This is a genomic window from Neobacillus niacini (genome assembly GCF_030817695.1).
GTDB lineage: Bacteria > Bacillota > Bacilli > Bacillales > Cytobacillaceae > Neobacillus > Neobacillus niacini_F.
Map to the genome: position 1 here is coordinate 2,430,199 of NZ_JAUSZQ010000002.1, position 16,941 is coordinate 2,447,139.

Annotated in this window: 19 protein-coding genes, 6 pseudogenes and 1 riboswitch; of the genes and pseudogenes, 13 read left to right on the forward strand and 12 right to left on the reverse strand. The window is 36.7% G+C overall.

The window, feature by feature from the left end; all coding sequences use genetic code 11:
- Nucleotides 1–330: 330 nt before the first annotated feature.
- From QFZ28_RS12585 to QFZ28_RS12600, 4 genes and pseudogenes are all read left to right on the forward strand, one after another.
- The gene (locus QFZ28_RS12585) at nt 331–552 is read left to right on the forward strand and encodes a hypothetical protein (protein WP_307194940.1); all 222 of its coding nucleotides are present in this window, start codon (nt 331–333) and stop codon (nt 550–552) included.
- A gap of 361 nt (nt 553–913) precedes the next feature.
- Nucleotides 914–1,111 (forward strand): hypothetical protein, encoded by a 198-nt coding sequence (locus tag QFZ28_RS12590; RefSeq protein WP_307194941.1) that lies wholly within the window; start codon nt 914–916, stop codon nt 1,109–1,111.
- 162 nt (nt 1,112–1,273) lie between these two features.
- On the forward strand, nt 1,274–1,600 hold the full coding sequence (locus QFZ28_RS12595; protein WP_307194942.1) for an antibiotic biosynthesis monooxygenase family protein: 327 nt from the start codon (nt 1,274–1,276) through the stop codon (nt 1,598–1,600).
- 434 nt (nt 1,601–2,034) lie between these two features.
- A pseudogene (locus QFZ28_RS12600) lies at nt 2,035–2,130 on the forward strand (YdeI/OmpD-associated family protein); the annotation flags it as partial.
- 379 nt (nt 2,131–2,509) lie between these two features.
- Here the strand turns inward: QFZ28_RS12600 and QFZ28_RS12605 are convergent.
- From QFZ28_RS12605 to QFZ28_RS12615, 3 genes are all read right to left on the reverse strand, one after another.
- Entirely contained in the window at nt 2,510–3,544 is a 1,035-nt protein-coding gene (locus QFZ28_RS12605; RefSeq protein ID WP_307194943.1) for a hypothetical protein, read from the reverse strand.
- 13 nt (nt 3,545–3,557) lie between these two features.
- Entirely contained in the window at nt 3,558–4,469 is a 912-nt protein-coding gene (locus QFZ28_RS12610; RefSeq protein ID WP_307194944.1) for an EamA family transporter, read from the reverse strand.
- A 167-nt stretch (nt 4,470–4,636) separates the two neighbouring features.
- The gene (locus tag QFZ28_RS12615; protein WP_307194945.1) at nt 4,637–5,854 is read right to left on the reverse strand and encodes an ROK family protein; all 1,218 of its coding nucleotides are present in this window, start codon (nt 5,852–5,854) and stop codon (nt 4,637–4,639) included.
- Between the two features lie 241 nt (nt 5,855–6,095).
- Here QFZ28_RS12615 and QFZ28_RS12620 point away from each other — a divergent pair, with 241 nt between their 5' ends.
- On the forward strand, nt 6,096–6,914 hold the full coding sequence (locus QFZ28_RS12620; protein WP_307194946.1) for a purine-nucleoside phosphorylase: 819 nt from the start codon (nt 6,096–6,098) through the stop codon (nt 6,912–6,914).
- A gap of 138 nt (nt 6,915–7,052) precedes the next feature.
- Here QFZ28_RS12620 and QFZ28_RS12625 read toward each other — a convergent pair whose 3' ends face one another.
- Nucleotides 7,053–7,289 (reverse strand): DUF1450 domain-containing protein, encoded by a 237-nt coding sequence (locus tag QFZ28_RS12625; protein WP_307194947.1) that lies wholly within the window; start codon nt 7,287–7,289, stop codon nt 7,053–7,055.
- A gap of 30 nt (nt 7,290–7,319) precedes the next feature.
- Nucleotides 7,320–7,694 carry a hypothetical protein gene (locus tag QFZ28_RS12630; protein ID WP_307194948.1) on the reverse strand — a complete coding sequence of 125 codons (375 nt, stop codon included), beginning with the start codon at nt 7,692–7,694 and terminating at the stop codon, nt 7,320–7,322.
- Nucleotides 7,695–7,765: 71 nt separating this feature from the next.
- On the opposite strand from QFZ28_RS12630, the gene QFZ28_RS12635 reads away from it, so the two are divergent.
- Nucleotides 7,766–8,068 (forward strand): YerC/YecD family TrpR-related protein, encoded by a 303-nt coding sequence (locus QFZ28_RS12635; RefSeq protein ID WP_307194949.1) that lies wholly within the window; start codon nt 7,766–7,768, stop codon nt 8,066–8,068.
- A gap of 156 nt (nt 8,069–8,224) precedes the next feature.
- Here QFZ28_RS12635 and QFZ28_RS12640 read toward each other — a convergent pair whose 3' ends face one another.
- The 3 genes and pseudogenes from QFZ28_RS12640 to QFZ28_RS12650 form a co-directional block, all read right to left on the reverse strand.
- Nucleotides 8,225–8,539 carry a DMT family transporter gene (locus tag QFZ28_RS12640; protein WP_307194950.1) on the reverse strand — a complete coding sequence of 105 codons (315 nt, stop codon included), beginning with the start codon at nt 8,537–8,539 and terminating at the stop codon, nt 8,225–8,227.
- Entirely contained in the window at nt 8,539–8,880 is a 342-nt protein-coding gene (locus tag QFZ28_RS12645) for a DMT family transporter (protein ID WP_307194951.1), read from the reverse strand. The genes QFZ28_RS12640 and QFZ28_RS12645 overlap by 1 nt, the downstream gene beginning before the upstream one ends.
- Nucleotides 8,881–8,946: 66 nt before the next feature.
- Nucleotides 8,947–9,044, reverse strand: a riboswitch (guanidine-I (ykkC/yxkD leader).
- A 65-nt stretch (nt 9,045–9,109) separates the two neighbouring features.
- Nucleotides 9,110–10,026: pseudogene (locus tag QFZ28_RS12650) on the reverse strand (AraC family transcriptional regulator N-terminal domain-containing protein).
- Between QFZ28_RS12650 and QFZ28_RS12655 the strand changes: the two are divergent.
- The 3 genes from QFZ28_RS12655 (at nt 10,020) to QFZ28_RS12665 (ending at nt 11,520) form a co-directional block, all read left to right on the forward strand.
- Nucleotides 10,020–10,145, forward strand: coding sequence for a hypothetical protein (locus tag QFZ28_RS12655; RefSeq protein ID WP_307194952.1), 126 nt, complete (start codon nt 10,020–10,022; stop codon nt 10,143–10,145). The pseudogene QFZ28_RS12650 and the gene QFZ28_RS12655 overlap by 7 nt on opposite strands.
- Nucleotides 10,146–10,243: 98 nt before the next feature.
- The gene (locus tag QFZ28_RS12660; protein ID WP_307194953.1) at nt 10,244–10,498 is read left to right on the forward strand and encodes an HPr family phosphocarrier protein; all 255 of its coding nucleotides are present in this window, start codon (nt 10,244–10,246) and stop codon (nt 10,496–10,498) included.
- A gap of 41 nt (nt 10,499–10,539) precedes the next feature.
- Complete coding sequence (locus tag QFZ28_RS12665; RefSeq protein WP_307194954.1) at nt 10,540–11,520, forward strand: aldo/keto reductase; 981 nt, start codon at nt 10,540–10,542, stop codon at nt 11,518–11,520.
- A 130-nt stretch (nt 11,521–11,650) separates the two neighbouring features.
- Here the strand turns inward: QFZ28_RS12665 and QFZ28_RS12670 are convergent.
- The 3 genes and pseudogenes from QFZ28_RS12670 to QFZ28_RS12680 form a co-directional block, all read right to left on the reverse strand.
- A pseudogene (locus QFZ28_RS12670) lies at nt 11,651–11,889 on the reverse strand (FMN-binding negative transcriptional regulator); the annotation flags it as partial.
- A complete protein-coding gene (locus tag QFZ28_RS12675) occupies nt 11,863–12,003 on the reverse strand; it encodes a hypothetical protein (protein WP_373428157.1) in 141 nt (46 codons plus the stop codon). The gene QFZ28_RS12675 and the pseudogene QFZ28_RS12670, both read right to left, overlap by 27 nt.
- Nucleotides 12,004–12,081: 78 nt before the next feature.
- Nucleotides 12,082–12,534 carry a MarR family winged helix-turn-helix transcriptional regulator gene (locus tag QFZ28_RS12680; protein ID WP_307194955.1) on the reverse strand — a complete coding sequence of 151 codons (453 nt, stop codon included), beginning with the start codon at nt 12,532–12,534 and terminating at the stop codon, nt 12,082–12,084.
- A gap of 128 nt (nt 12,535–12,662) precedes the next feature.
- On the opposite strand from QFZ28_RS12680, the pseudogene QFZ28_RS12685 reads away from it, so the two are divergent.
- The 3 pseudogenes from QFZ28_RS12685 (at nt 12,663) to QFZ28_RS12695 (ending at nt 14,588) form a co-directional block, all read left to right on the forward strand.
- Nucleotides 12,663–13,102 (forward strand): annotated as a pseudogene (locus QFZ28_RS12685) (GNAT family N-acetyltransferase).
- Nucleotides 13,102–13,759, forward strand: a pseudogene (locus tag QFZ28_RS12690) (YczE/YyaS/YitT family protein). The pseudogenes QFZ28_RS12685 and QFZ28_RS12690 overlap by 1 nt, the downstream one beginning before the upstream one ends.
- A gap of 124 nt (nt 13,760–13,883) precedes the next feature.
- A pseudogene (locus tag QFZ28_RS12695) lies at nt 13,884–14,588 on the forward strand (tyrosine-type recombinase/integrase).
- A 129-nt stretch (nt 14,589–14,717) separates the two neighbouring features.
- On the opposite strand, the gene QFZ28_RS12700 reads toward QFZ28_RS12695, so the two are convergent.
- The gene (locus QFZ28_RS12700; protein WP_307194956.1) at nt 14,718–15,731 is read right to left on the reverse strand and encodes a DUF3231 family protein; all 1,014 of its coding nucleotides are present in this window, start codon (nt 15,729–15,731) and stop codon (nt 14,718–14,720) included.
- Between the two features lie 274 nt (nt 15,732–16,005).
- On the opposite strand from QFZ28_RS12700, the gene QFZ28_RS12705 reads away from it, so the two are divergent.
- Complete coding sequence (locus tag QFZ28_RS12705; RefSeq protein ID WP_307194957.1) at nt 16,006–16,482, forward strand: hypothetical protein; 477 nt, start codon at nt 16,006–16,008, stop codon at nt 16,480–16,482.
- The last annotated feature ends 459 nt before the right edge of the window (nt 16,483–16,941 follow it).

Here is a 16,941-nt window from a genome sequence, read left to right on the forward strand (position 1 = left end):
TTCATATGGAAGAACAGAATTTCTTCTATAATCTGTGATTCCTCAAAATACGAATGGATGGAAAAAGCCATGTAATACTGATTACCTTCATGCAAATAGTTAGTTAGAGAACAAGTATTAGGTAGTACGTATTGCAAATAACATCTGAATCTCTTCTTCATCTAAAGGGTGGGATGCTTTAAGAAGGCATCGCCTTTTCTTTGTTGTTGTGCTAATGGGTGGCGATTGCTGAATAAATGGGAATCGCCTTTTCCTATTGAAGTAAAGAGCAGGTTTGGGAAAAAATGATAAAATCGAACATTGTAAAGAGACTGAACAGGAGGGAGAAACTTGAATAGGAGTATAATACTGGTCATTATATTGTTTGTTGGTTTTCTTACAAGTTGTTTACAATCAGTTGACTATACAATTCTTGATGAAGAAACAGTAAATAATATGACCGCAATTTCTGCTTATGTTGACGAATTACAGTCGTGTAAATTGGAATACAAAGGCTACAAAGTATTTGATACTTCTGATGGTAATAAAGTAGTTATAATTTCTTTAGATTGAACCAAATAAAACCCTTAAAGTATATACGGTAGAAGATTGAAGTAAAGACACAGGTATAACAATTGTTCAAACCGATTTGCCATCAGACCAAAAGAACTCATATATTGCGATAAAACTTGATGAAATAGTTGGAGCCTTCTATGTTTTTGAGAGAGTTCAATACGAAGGTACTGATAATTAAAAATTTCACCGTATTTGTATTATGGTTTAAGATTTCAAGGGATATCCTATCTAATACCTTTATCATCATCGAACAAATGTAGGGGATTTTTCAACTCACTTACCAATAATTGTCTTTTATTTAGTATAATAAAATTAACATTATTTGAATTTTAGAATAACTTGATCAAGGAGGTATTATATGTCAAGCATCGCTTACTTATTTTGGGGACTTTTATTAGCAATTGTAGTGTTTGGTGTATTATACGATAAACTATTTCCAAACAGAGTGAAATTTAAAGATACAGAACACATCAAATCCACTAATCAACAATTAAACGAAAATGCTTCTTTGAACAATAAGAGTACAAATGAAATAAGTGGAACTTTTTTACCCTGATTATTTCACTTGAAAAATCTCCTCAACCATTATTCGAAAAAAGAGTCCATCAAATTATTCGATGGACCCTTTTTTTGAAGAACAAAAGGAATCATTCATTTTTATTTGTATTGTAAAAATCATTTATAATAGAATTCTAAAATAACTTGGGGGTAACGGTATATGCCTGGAATTGCTAAAACACCTGAACCACCTTATTATGCAGTGATTTTTTCGTCACAGAGAACTACTGGTGATAAAGGTTACGAAAAAATGGCGAAAAAAATGGTAGAGTTAGCTTCTCAGCAAAAGGGATTCTTAGGCGTGGAAAGTGCTCGTGATGAAGAGTTAGGAATTACAGTTTCATATTGGGATTCCTTAGATGCTATAAAGAATTGGAAGGAACACTCAGCACATCAGATTGCACAGGATAGAGGTAAAAATGAATGGTACAAGAGCTTCGCACTAAGAGTGTGTAGAGTAGAAAGGGATAACTTTTACGAAATGTAATCATTCTAGCGTTATGCATTAAAGTGGTGCTTTTCTTTAAGAAGGAGAAGTGCCCTTTTTTGTTGAAGTTATTGTAGTAACGGGCAGTAATAACCGAGATTATAAAAATGTTAATACTATAACTAACAAATTAAGGGAGACAAAGTAATGAAAATCAACATGATCATTTTTCTAACTTCTTCAAAAGGAAATTAGTATCAATGACTATATAGACAAACTTTTAGTCTCAAGGTTCTTTCCTCTAAAAAGCTGTCGATAATTAGATGTAAATGTGTTTCGGATGTTTTTTAAAAGTTCGGCAGGTTTTTCGGATTTTTTGAATTTATTCTCTCTCTTGAACTGTTCTGATTCCTGTACAAATAATCTAACGACAAAGATAATAAATGCTGGGATGGCAGCAATAAAAAAAGAACTTCGCCATCCAAGTGACGGTACTTTATTTTTGGCAAGCTAAACAATCCAAAACTCGAGAGTCCAGGATAGAAAAATATATACAGCAAATTCTCAATGGAAAGGTATTAAACGATTAGTATATATGATGAAAACTTAGAGTATAAGCAAACAAATAAACGCGATTAGCCCAGCTAACCGCGTTTTCCTTTAAATATTTTCCAGCTTTAAGCTCTCGATGATGTTCTCGTTTTTTATTTTTGAAATCGAATAGAGCATGGCGGATCCTACGTTCAGGAAAATCACGACGATGACGAATAGAATGCTCATCCAGGGAAACTGGAATCCGTATTCAAAGGTGTAGCCAACAGAATGGTGAATGCCGAACATGACGAGTAGACTGATGGGTGACCGTAGGTAAGGGCCTTCACTCCATAAAAAATACTTTCATATTGGATCATATGATTAAATCCTTTCGGGGTCATGCCCACCGATCGCTGCATCGCAAATTTACGTTTTCTACAGCGAAATGCTGGTTGAAATGGTATTAAAGATATTAGCAATCGAGATAAAGGAAATCAGCGTGATGAACCCATAAGTAAAGACCGACATGAGCATAATCATCTGTTCATCTTGTTGTCGCTGCTGGTAGAGATTGAATACATGAAGGTTGGAATCTTTTCGGTCTTCAATCGCCGTTTGGGTTGCCATTGGGTCTGAACTATTGAGATACACATAGGGAGTAACCTCTATGGCAGCATTCGCTAATAAGGAATCCATTGTTGCTTGTGGGACGATGAGGTTAACGCCGCCAATCGCAACGGTATGGATGCCCATTGCCACTTGGTCAGTCAGTGCGCCAACTTGAACTCTGCCGACTACTTCTGATTCCGGTTGTTCATTCTCCATATCTCCTATAGGCATCGTAAATAAGTTGACCTTCCTCCCAACCTCAGACTGAATCGATTTTGTTTCGATAAATTTTCCTGTTCTACCATCTTCATAGGTAATCTGGTCAATAACAATCGCTCTTGGTGTGTCTTGATTCGTAAATTCCTTTGCATCGACACCGACTTGTTCGGCATACGTTTCAAAACTTTCCGGATCCAACCCATGCAGCATTACATTATAATGATACTTTCCATCTTCAGCTTGCAGTTGATTTTTCAGATGATCTGGTACTTCTTCCGGCTCGATGAGTGCCACCAAACTTGCTTCCTCGATGATGGTAGATTTGGTAACATGATCGAGCTTTGTGTAGTCTGTTAAGTCTTCCTTCTCCACTTGGGTGCTGTAAATTTGAATATCGTACTTGAGATCATTTTGCGACATGCTCAGTGATTTTTTTAGATTGTCAGTAAAATAGGTTACCGATAAGAAAAGCACAATGCTAATTACGAGCGAGAATACGGTTGCTAAGTACTTTTTCTTATTCCTTTTGACATTCTTCAACCCAATTTCGGCTTCAAGCCCAAAGATTTTTCGGACTAGCTTTGAGGTTTTCACAGTTTTCCCCGTCAGCTTAATGTCATAGGTTTGTCGGTTCGCATCCACCGGAATACCATTTTTATAATGTGGATTCCCTTTCCAAATAAGACGACTTTATTTTAGTTTTAGCTATCTTCAGATTTCCCGCTATAATTCCGCCTAATATTAATACTACCCCAATCCATTGAGACATACCTACATGTTCGGTTAAGACTAGCGATGATAAGATAACAGCAATAGGAAGTTCAGCTGATGTTAAAATGGTCCCAAGACCTGGTCCGATATGCGGCATGCCGATGGTAAATAGGATTGGTGGCAAGACTACGCCTAATAAACCAAGATAAAAACCGTACGGTGCAATTTCCATTAAGACTGGTAAATGGAGTAGCTCCGTTGGCGGACTGAGGAGGAAAACGGTAATCATGCCCCCAGTGGTAAATAGAGCACTTTTTTGTACAACAGGTGTATCTTTCTCCACACTGCTGCTAAGAAAGATAAAAGTGGTATAGGTCAGTGCAGAAAGCATTCCCCAAATCGTACCTTGCCATGTCATTTCCCCGCTGCCTTCAGCAATAATTCCTGATGCAAGTATGGAACCAATCACAAGAATAGCTATGGAAACAACCTTCCCCATTGTTGGTTTCTTTTTGTAGAAATACCATTCGAATAAGCTGCCAATCCAGACAAATTGAAATAAAAAGATAATCGCAAGTGAAGCGTTAAGTGATTGTAGAGATTGGTAATAAAATAGACTCGTTAAACCAAGTGGAATTCCGGATAAAAGTAATTTGCCTATTTTCGGCAGTGTCAGTTTTTTCTTTTTTGAAAAGAGAGCGACGATCCAGATTAAGAGAGTCCCGATTAAGAATTGACTTCCAGTCACCGCTGCGCTGGTAAAACCAGCAGAATAAGCTAACTTTACAAATGTTGATAATGCACCGTAGCTGCATCCCCCGAGTAAAACAAGTAGTGCGTAATGCCAAGTTTTCATTTTTTAAATACCCCTTTCATTCTATAAAACATAAAAAGCCACACAGCTATAGTAGCTGTGTGGCGAAAATAGAGATGTCTCTAGAAAAGTCCACAAACAATTTTTTTTGATTCAATTTACTCTGTTTATTCTAAAGCGATTCACAATAAATGTCAATCAACAAGTTTTCATGGCAGTATCTCTTCAGTGAAATAATCCAGGACCATACATCCAGCTCCCTGGGCTACGATGTTGTAGGCAGTAGTAGATTTTATAATCTGAACATGACTTTTAGGATAGTGCATAAGTCGATTCTGTGCTGTTTCAGAGACCACTTCGTAAAAAAGTGGCTTTGGCACCAACGTTCCTCCACAGACAACGATATCCGGACGCAAAAGGAAAATGAGATTACTAAGGCCGATGCCAAAATAAAAAGCGGCATCCTTCACTACCTCAAGGCAAAGAGGGTCTTCTTGTTCTAGAGCATGTAAAATATGATGAAAATCGATATCTTCTACATCATTCACTCTATCTTGAAGGATAGAAACATAACCACGTTTCATTCGACGGACTAATTCGTTACGGATGGCTGGTAAGCTGCTATAGGCTTGTAGACAACCATACGATCCGCATGAACAACGCCGTCCGTGTATATCCACTACCATATGTCCTATGGTCTCGTCCATCTCCATGTTAGTATGAACCAATCGACCTTGTAAGATCGTACCGCAACGAATTCCCATATCACTTGAGATAAAAACTAAATTATCTGTTTCATTCCAATAGTTTTTACGGTATTCCGCTAATGCTGCCAGATTTGTTCCGTTATCTATGAATACATCAGTATGATTATTTTGTTGCAGATAGTCGACGATATTAAGGTTATCCCAGCCTCCTGCAGGAAACAGATGCGGGTTTATGATAACCCCAGTTTCTTTATCAATTGGATCAAGAACTCCAATTCCCATTCCTAGCAGTTTCTCTCTTTGAATTTTGTGTTTAGACAGTAGTTCCTCGACACATCGGGATACAAAATTTAATGTGTACTCTCCCGTGCATTGTGAATCCATCCTTAATTTTTCAACGTCTACGATATCTAAGTTTAGATCCAGGAGCAGCACTGTGGTGTATAGGTTGGTGATTTCTACGCCAATTACATAATAAGCGTCAGGCTTGATGACATACATCAATGGTTTACGTCCACCGCTAGACTCCCCAATGCCGCTATCGTAGATAAGTCCTTCCTGAACAAGCTCGTCCAGTAAACGAGTACATGTCACATGTTTGTATCCAGTTATTTCAGTAAGTGTATTAATCCTGACTGGCCCTAACTTACGAACAAGGCTATATAAAAGTTTTAGGCTCTTCGTTTTAGGTGATGGTAAGCCTGCAAATTGCTTTAACATAAACTTCCTCCAAAATGAATAAGGGTTACTCTATATTTTATCTGATTAATTAATAAAGGAGAAGATAACACAACAAACATTTTTCCTTTTTGGAAAAAAGAAACCAGATAACTAATCATCAACAGTATTTTTTAAGATAATTTTTATAAACTTTTTTTCAAATTGATTTTTATTCATTTACAATAGCCTCGAAATCAATTAAACTTTTTTCTAAATGGTTATAAAAAAGGAGATATTTTTTATGCATAAAATCCAAGATATTTTAGAAGCTAGAGATTTCATCATGAGTAAGACTGGCAATCGTCCAACAATTGGGATGATTTTAGGATCAGGATTAGGAACTCTTGCAGATGAAATCACGAACCCTGTCACAATTCCATATAGCGAGATTCCTCACTTCGCAAAATCGGAAGCAATCGGCCATGCAAATGAATTAGTAATTGGGGAATTAATGGGAAAAACCGTAGTGGCGATGAAGGGACGTTTTCATTATTATGAAGGCTTCACTTTAGATGAAGTCACTTTTCCAGTACGAGTAATGAAGGCACTGGGTGTAGAGAATCTACTTATCACAAATGCATGCGGTGCAATTAATACAAGCTTTAACCCAGGAGATTTAATGTTAATTACGGATCATATCAATTTAGTCGGTACAAATCCATTGATTGGTCCAAATAATAATGAATTAGGAACACGTTTCCCTGATGTTTCTCAAGTATATAATCGTGAATTACGAAATATTGCCGCAAATGTAGCAAAAGAACAAAACATCACCTTTCAACAGGGCGTTTATGCTTGGTGGAGCGGACCCGCATACGAAACTCCAGCTGAGATCCGAATGATTCGAACATTAGGAGCGGATGCGGTAGGGATGTCAACTGTGCCAGAGGCGATTGTAGCGATTCACGGAGGTATGAAAGTACTTGGTATTTCCTGTTTAACCAATATGGCATGTGGGATTCTAGATCAACCATTAAGTCACGATGAAGTCATTGAAGTGGCTGCTATGGTAAGAGAGAAATTTATCAAACTAGTTAAGGAAACCATTGCAAGAATGTAATACAACATGGTTCACTTTTTATCATAGTAATATAAAGTCAGCTGAAGAATCGTAATAGCACAATGCGCTCGTGCGAGAAAAGACCCAAGTGAATAATCAACACTTGGGTCATGATTTAAGTCACGTAGCGATTTTTTCTTAAGGAAGCAGTTTAACAGTTTGAAGTATTTTATTTATCAAGATTCGAGCATCATTAGCCTCGATGGTTGTTAATTGAATACGGAAGAATGGTCTTACTCTACATTCCAAACACCTGCTAAAGCAGTCTACAATACGAACATCTACATCATTTTGATAGTGCAGGCGAAGAAGGTCAATGACTTTGTCAGCGTCTGTTACCTTAATGTTCCGCTCACAAAACTTAGCCACTCTCATTCTGTTTTTTTCCCTTATTAATAAAAACTTCTATTTCTGTTCGTAATGGGTAAATTGGATATCCAAAGTACGAAGGTAGGTTTGCAGACCCGCATCTTGGATTGGGATAATGTATGCGGGTTCCCCTGATTCATTGTGATGAGAGTGCCACAGTCCTGGAGGGGTAACGAACGCTTTTCCAGTTACCCAGTCAATCCGAATTGGATCAATGATTTGTTTTGTAATAGGATCTACCTTATCTCCAACTAATGTATATGTTCCAGGTGAAGAATATGCAACAAAGTCAAGTGCAACTGATTTATGACTATGTGGAGCTTGGTTTGCGCCAGCAGGGACAATACCCAACATAGCCCATAAAACATGTGTAATCGTTAAAGTTTGATCAAAATTTTGATTATTTAACAATATGGAAATTCGGTTTTTTAAATGTGCATCTACTAACTTAAATATTAACAAAATTCAGTGGAGGCAGTTAAATGTATATAAAAAAATTACCCCAGGAACCTATTGTTCAGTTATTTAATGCAATGCTTTCGTTAAAAACACAGGAAGAGTGTGCGGCATTTTTTGATGATTTATGTACAATGAATGAAATAAAGTCTTTTGTACAAAGGCTTGAAGTTGCAAGATTACTGAAAGAAGGCAATACATATATGGATATACAAATAGAAACGAATGCCTCATCCTCTACGATTACAAGAGTTAAGAAGCTATTAGATTATGGAAATAATGGATATCAAACTGTTTTAGAACGAGTAGAAAATTATGTTAAATCATAAATAATCCTTCTTTTAGACTCTCTTTGTGATATGAGACAGAGATAACACTTATTAGGCTGCCATTTTCCCAAATTTCATGGGCGTTTGGCAGCCTAATGTTTCTTAATAGATTCTTCATTATAACATTGGGAAGTGTGGTATTACCTAAACGAGCATTTAACCAATAAGTTTTAGTCCAATGGCTGCAACTAAAATTAATGCAATGCACGCAATCCTTCTCCAATCTTTTGATTCGCCGTAAATCATAATTCCTAAAAGTGCTCCACCAGCTGAGCCGATTCCTGTCCATATTGCATAAGCGGTCCCCATAGGTAGAGTTTTCATGGCGTAGGCAAGAAAAAGAAAACTAGCGCCAAATCCAAGATTTAATAGTAATAGTGATTGCCAATTACGACTGTTATTCAATTTATTTATGGTAATAACCCCAAATGCTTCACATAATCCTGCTAAGACTAATGATACCCACGCCATTAGGAATCAACTCCTTCTTGAGTATCGTCTTTTGTTAATACCTTCAATCCAAGAACACCAACTAATAACAGTAAAATCAACATGACTTTTTCCAGCTTGACGGGTTCTCCGAAGAATATGATTTCAGAGATGACCGTTCCTGCCGTCCCTAATCCGACAAAAACGGCATATACCGTACCAACAGGAAGTTTCCGGCCAGCCATTATGATTAAATAGAAACTTACCATAATCGAAATCACTGTTCCCGTCCAAGTCCAAAGGTCATTTGCATGTTTTAAACCTATAACCCATAACACTTCAAAAAATGCCCCAATAAACACTTTCATCCAATTCGCATTCATTATCTATTACCTCCATTAAAAATTGATTAAAAACAAAAAAAGCCTGAGAGATGACTGTTAAACAGTATCTCCCAGGCTTTTATCCTTCCGTGACACAGCGGTGCTGTGAGTTTTCTCTCGGACCAGACCAACACAGATGCTGCGGAACCCTAGAAAACATTTAAATATACAATTACCATTTATTATATAGATATTTAACTATTATTCAACTGTAAAATATGGCAGAAACCTATGAGTTTATCCTTTGGGTAGGACTCTTCCTCATACGATTGATATCTTCTCTTGGTGGACAACCAAACATACGGGAATATTCCCGGCTGAACTGCGACTGGCTTTCGTAGCCTACCCGAAAGGCCACATCCGCAATATCCGTCGATTGTGCCAATAACATGGTTCTAGCTTCCTGGAGCTCAATTGTTTTTGGAACTGAATGGGGCTCATCGCTGTAACCTCTTTAAAGTGCCGATGAAGAGAAGCAACACTCATATTCGCTAATTCAGCAAGCTCCTCGATTTTAAAAGAGGTGTCATAGTTTCTGATGATATGTTCAATAACATCTCTTATTCGATCGCCGTTGCTGCCCTTTATGGCCATTTGTTTCAGAGAATCACCATGAGGACCCTGTAAAATCCAATAGAGAATTTCCTTTGTGAATAGAGGAGCTAGTACCGGTATATGTTGCGGATTTTCTAGCAACTGAGTTAATCTCATTGCTGCGTCGAACAGAGCTGGCTCTACTTTACTGACAAACATAGCCCGTTTGGCATTTTTTTTCTGACCTGCTTGAATATCAAAATCACTTAATACTTCTAAGATTTGATTAGGTGTAAATTCAAGTTTAAGGGCCAAATAAGGACTTTCAGATGATGCCTTTATCACCTGCCCCGTAACCGGCAAGTCAGCAGATGCCACAATGTAATGAGCGGGACCGTACCGAAAGCGGTCCTCAGCTAACCATACTTCTTTTTCCCCTTGGAGTATCATGCAAAAGGATGTTTCGTTCACCCTTGCAATGGGTTCGGTAACCAAGCTTTCTCGGATTAAAAATAAAGACGGGATCTCAGTAGGATGAACCCCGTCCTGCTGTAAATAACGTTCAATGAATTTGGCAAGTTTCAGCTGCTGTTCGTAGATTTCTAATGACATACGTGTATTCTCCTGTATCAATGATAGTCACATTCTATCTCATTTTAGTCGATTATGTAAATGCACTTGATAAGATTAGGCAAAAACTTGATAGGAATGAGATAACGATTGCTCTTTAAATTGTTGCATAATGTACATAGACCGATGTTGTTATTGAAAATTTTAGTTCCACGGAAGCGATAGGGGTAAGTGAACCATGATTGAAAGACAATATAACATGTTACCGAGTACGGGATTTGCCCGTCCAGCACGTATGTTAGTAAGTATTTCTACTAAATACTTATCAAATCTAGTTCTCGAATATGAGGGGAATTCTGTTAAATTAAATTACTCAACCGAGACGATAATGGATGTTATGTCGTTGGGAATTAGACCTGGTGCTCCATTTTATATAAGGGCTGAAGGGATTGACGAGAGTCCAGCGCTACAATCTATAGAAGACCATTTTAGCAAGATGAAACTCATTTATTAATTTAGCAATATTACATTTTTGATAAAGTGAGGGTAAATAACATGGAATATGTAAAACTTGGCAACACAGGCTTAGATGTATCACGGTTGTGTCTCGGGTGTATGGGTTTTGGGGACGCAAGCAAATGGATTCACCAGTGGGTACTTAATGAAGAGGATTCTCGCCCCGTTATAAAAAAAGCACTCGAATTGGGAATTAACTTTTTTGATACAGCAAATGTTTACTCTCTGGGGACAAGTGAGGAATACCTGGGACGAGCTCTTAAGGAATATGCAAATCGTGATGAAGTTGTCATTGCAACGAAAGTACACGGGCAAATGCACAAGGGTCCAAATGGTTCTGGGCTTTCCCGAAAAGCGATTATGAGTGAAATCGATAAAAGTCTTAAAAGGCTGGAAACAGATTATGTAGATCTTTATATCATCCACCGCTGGGATTATAATACTCCTATTGAAGAAACAATGGAAGCATTGTATGATGTGGTGAAAGCTGGGAAGGCAAGATACATCGGTGCTTCATCCATGTACGCATGGCAGTTCCAAAAGGCATTACATGTAGCCGAGAAAAATGGATGGCCGAAGTTTGTATCTATGCAGAATCATTTAAACCTCATTTACCGTGAAGAGGAAAGGGAAATGCTGCCACTGTGCAGGGAAGAGGGGATTGGGGTAACTCCGTATAGTCCGCTTGCATCAGGCAGATTGACACGTGATTGGTCCGAAACCACACACCGTTCTGAGACGGATCAAATTCAAAAATCTAAATATGATTCGACCGCTGCTGCGGACCGAGTGGTTGTAGAACGAGTTGCAGCCCTCGCAGAAAAATATGGTGTTCCACGCCTCCATATCGCACTGGCCTGGCTGCTGCAGAAAGAACCAGTAACATCTCCTATTATCGGAGCAACCAAAATATCTCATCTCGAAGATGCTGTAGGTGCGCTGAACATAAAGTTAACAGCTGAAGAAGTTGCCTATCTAGAAGAGCCATATGTGCCACACCCAATCATTGGGCATAATTAATGGAAGATTATCCTTATGAGGGAGTTAGTAATTAGCTAAAGAAAAGTGAATGTGGCAGCTAGAGTAGCAATAAAGGACGATTCTTCCACAGGAAGGTCGTCCTTTTGAAAGTGGGCTTATTTGTGACTTTTTACTCTCTTTTGGCATCAATTCTGCCACCTTTCAGTTCACTTCCTAAGAGTTAAGGAGAAAGTTATCCCATAAAACTGGATTTTCTCGGTGTTTTTCATATTTTTGCAGCATTATTGTTAACTCTTCAATTAATTCATCTGTCTCTAAAATGCTTGCTTTACCATATACTTCGACGGCTTGATAATTCCATGTTGGAACTTCTTCATGTCCTTACCAAGAAGAAGAAATGTAAGCATTCTTCTTTATATAAATCCTCTCGATTTCAAGTGATTCCTCATCCATTTCTTCAGACTGAGCATCATTGATATTGACCTTTAAATATCCAGCGACCTCATTAATTAAAATAAACAAAAAAGTTTTGCGAATAGATATTGGATAATTCTTTTTTTATATTTATAGTAATTTATATATATCGCTCCTTTTATATAATCAATAATTTCTCTTGTTTCCTTTCTTAACGAATTCCCAATCGACTTCTACATTTTTCCTTACTCTTTGAAGTAGATTAAAAATGGTCTCCACTTCCACTCTAGAAAATCCCTGTAATGCTACCTTATTGGAATGGTCATTTTCTTTTTTTATGAAAGGAAAAACATTTTTCCCTTTCTCTGTTGGAAAAAGATTTTTAATTTTTTGGTTATGTTCATCATTTTTCTTTTCAATAAAACCATTTATTTCAAGTTTTTTTATAGCACGAGCTGCTGTTGTTCGATCTGCCTTTAACATCTCAGCTAACTTTTCTTGAATGATTCCTGGATTTTCACATATTCGTACAAGGTACAAATACTGCCCTTTTGTAAGGTCATATTCTTTAAATTCTATATTACTTATAGAATCTAATGCCCTTGCTATCATTCCAATTTCTCGTAAAATTTCTTTCATGAATATCTCCTAAACCAACATTTTTTGTTGCATTTACTATAAAACTGATATAAATTAAAATTAACCTAATTTCATTGCATTTGCAACAAAATTATCAAGGTCATATTAATCTAAAAGGACTGAAAAAAATGTATGCAAAAAGAATAACGATTGATGTAGATTTAAGGGCAGCATTTGCTATTCGGAAACAAGTATTTGTGAAAGAACAAGGCATACCACTAGAAGATGAATTTGATCAATTTGATAAACTGAATGGACTTTGCGAACACATATTAGTCCATTACAATGAACAACCAGTCGGAACGGGAAGGATATGGTTTATTGATGGAGTAGGTAAATTGGAGAGAATCTGCATGCTTGAACCTTACCGTAAATTTGGTCTTGGAAAAATCATTATAAAAGCGTTAGAAGAAATCGCAGAAGAACAGGGAGTGTCCCAGGTTAAATTACACGGGCAAACGCATGCAGAAGGCTTTTATCAAAAACTTGCTATCGGACTTCATCTAGTATATTTAGGGAAGATGGAATTCCACATGTATTAATGGTAAAAGACATAGCTACCAAGTGATGCAAATGTCGAGTAAACATAAATATGGACTTTATGTTTTAGGTATTTTAATACTAACCCTTGGTATTACTTTAACTATACAATCAGACCTTGGGACATCTCCTTTTGATGCACTTTTGGTCGGTTTATCCCTAAACGTGGGGCTTACTGTGGGAAGTTGGGAGATAATCATAGCTTTATTAATAATATGTTGTAATTCATTTTTAAAAGGAGAAAGACTCGAAGTATTGGGGTTATTAACAGCTTTTATAACAGGGATTGGTATTGATTTGTGGCTTTTTTTATTACAGAGTTTGATTACACCTGAACAATGGTTAAGCAAACTTGTTTGTTTTGGAATCGGTTTGGTTCTTGTTGGAATAGGAACTGCAATTTATTTACACACAAATTTTGCACCTATTCCAATTGACCGTTTAACACTAATCATACAAGAATTAACTTCGAACAAATATACTATTTTCGAGAACACTCATTTACTTTGTATTCTTGATTATGGCAACGATATTCAATGGACCTATTGGCATTGGAACTTTATTAACCGTCTGTTTAGGAGGACTAATATTAAATTACTTTGTGTCACTTACTAGAAAAGTAATAGACATTATATTAACAAACTCTACAAGGAAATATGATGCAGACAAAAACCATTCAATTTAGGATGGTTTTTGTTTTTGAGGTTCTTATTGAGCTAACCTGCTTACGATAGTTCAATACCTAACGTTTCCATTTCTATATCTCTCCACAGACATTAAAAGCGTATAGGCTCCAATCTAAGCTACTTATCCAATACTTAACGATGTGAATATTGCATTATTGTCAACTGATCAGCCATCAAGTTTAGCTCATAGAATTCGTTTTATAATATCGATATTTCGTTGGTCACACGAGGAAGGGCATATAACCATATATCAAGCTGCAAAAATCAAAGAACCTAAACAAGGTAAACGGGTTCCAAAGTTTTTGACAGCGAGAGAAATTGAACATTTGAGGGAAGCGTGTTTTACTCCATTGGAAAAGGCATTATTTGAATTTATGTTTTCAACAGGTTGTAGAATAGGCGAAATTGTTTCTCTTGATAAAAATCGTATTAATTGGTCCAATCGTTCTGTAATTGTGCTTGGGAAGGGTGATAAGGAAAGGGAGGTCTACTTTAATATACGGTGTGAAATCTGGCTCAAGCGATATTTAGACCTTCGCCAGGATAAAGACCCCGCTATTTTTGTTACTGAACGGTACCCACATAGAATGAGTATTGGACAGATGAGGTACATGGTACATTATAAAGCGAATATCAAGTCGGGCAGGGATCACCAAAGAAATCCATCCAGATCAACTACGCCACAGCTATGCTACCCACCTTTTAAACAACGGAGCTCCGATTGATGTTATTCAAAGTCTACTAGGGCACGAAAAAAGCAAGACCACTAGGATTTATGCTCAGTTAAGTGGAAGCATTAGAAGAGAATTTTATAGAAAGTATTTTTAAAAATGTAGTGGAAAGGCAACGGTTTTTTTTACGCTGCCCTTTTCACTATTGCACCCTTTAGTTGAAGAAGAAACTCAGATGTTATTTGCATGACGGTCATGAGCAATTCGTGACTTTTCCATAAATTTTTTATTTTTTAATTATTGCTTTTCGTTCTACCATTTGAGGTGGTTCTTCCATCCAGCCATTTTCAATCATAATCTTTGCACCTTCATGGGCATATTCAAAAATATCTTTCGTAAAAACAGCATTTTTTGCTGCTAAATCGTTCCGTAAACTAAAAGCAGTTCCTACGGCATTGCCTCCCATAGAAAAACTACAAAACATACTAGTACAATACATCATGAGCTTATCGGAAAACGGAGGAACTGTTGAACGCGTCGCATTTCCGCCCGAGGGAGAAGGTATTTGGATACCATCTTCTAGAAATGTTTCACTCAGCTCTTTAATAATACTTTTGGACAGTTCTGCTCCTTTTGTAAAAAAATTTTTTACTTCTGATTTATTGGCACATTGAGCAAAACCAGTAATCATTTGTAACCCAGTCACATTTGATTCAATACCATGAAAAATATAAGCAACCTCTATCGTATTTAATGTTCTCTTGCTACCAATTTTAGTAAATGGATTAAGTCCGGCCAAATAGTTTGTTTCTTTAACAAACTCAACCGAATCAGGCATAGAAACATAAGGAGACCGAGCCAACATCCCTTTTTCAATCAAATATTGTGTACAAGAATTGTAAAATGCTTGGGTAATGGCAGTAAGATCCTTAAAAAGCAGAACAATATCTTCACGATATACCATGTTTATATTTAGCGTATGCAACCCCATACTAATTTCTTTTAGTAATCGTACAAACATGATGTCGAAACCATTATCATATAGCTTAGGCACATCTTTGTTAACATCTTTAGAAGTAAACCCAACCGGTATTACTGCTCCTTCATTTTGGAAAATCCCTTTGATTTTCTCAACGTAAGGGGTAATTTCATGATATACATCAGTCATGATTTTCTTAGCTTTTTCGTCGTCAGCTTTTTCTATAAAGTATTCTAACATCCGTAAAATCATCGTTTTCTCTTGGTATGTAAGCCATAGAACTCCAAGTTCGGATGATGTTATTGCAGGTTTCTCCGGCATACTACATTCCTCCTATATTTTTTTCTACTTTATTTTGCTCTACAAATGATACAATATACCAAATAAATTTCCGTACTTTACTACGTTTATTGAATTATTAAAATATTATTATTTCATTTAGCTAGAATATTTTAATGGTGTATTTATGAAAATAAACTTGCCTGAAAAATTCGATGAAGAAAATTGGAGGAAATTTAGATGGAGGGATAGAATAACTACCCCATCTCCAAATAGATGCGAAATAGTAAAAGAAAAGTGATAGAAGTGAATATCAATGATAACAAAAGATGAGCTTGAAAAAATCCTTTGGAGTATTGCTTTACCTGGGTTTGCCCAAATTCTGAACAAGAAATTTTTCAAGGGATTACTTTTGATTGGATTAGAAATATTGATTAATGTCCAATCCAACTTTAATAATGTAATTATTCTGAGTTTTCACGGGGAAATTGAAAGAGCCATTGGACAAACGAATTACCAATGGTTGATGTTTTATCCTTGCCTTTATTTTTTTGCGATTTGGGATGCATATAGTGATGCAATTGGTAAAAAAGCATCCTTAGTGTTTCTTCCGTTTGTGTTTTCCGCGTATTTAGTTACAGTAGGTCTTATTTACTCACCAACATTTAAAGTAAACGGAATGTTATTCGGACCTATTTGGTTACCAATGTTGACATTACCCATCGGAATACTGATTGGAATTTTTTTGAGATATATACTTTTAAAATTCATATATCGTGTCGAGGAGACTTAGGTACAATAACTCAAAGAAATTAGTGAGTCTACAAAAAAAATAAACGCAAAAGGGTTCAATAGGCGTTTATTTTTCTTGAACTCCCTCAGTTTGATACGAATATCTCTTGAATGCTCACTTATTCGCAGGATTTCATAACCCTTGTAATTGGATTTACGGGTAATTGAAATGAATTCAGATCATTTGGCTTCGCGAAGGCATAGTCAAATAAAGGAGTTAGCTACTACTCCATATTTTACCATATAATGTACATCTCCACGCCGCCCCTGGAGGCTTTCCCTCCCATGTCTCAACGGGTCAATCGCCCTCTCATTCCTTCGTCATGCCTATCCAAGGGGTGGAGGCCAGTTATGCTAACCTGATGGGTCACAATGCCCTTTTGTTCAAGAAACCTGGTACTCCGTACATATTTGAAATCCTACGAATAAGACAACATTCAAAATTTAAGATAACTATTTA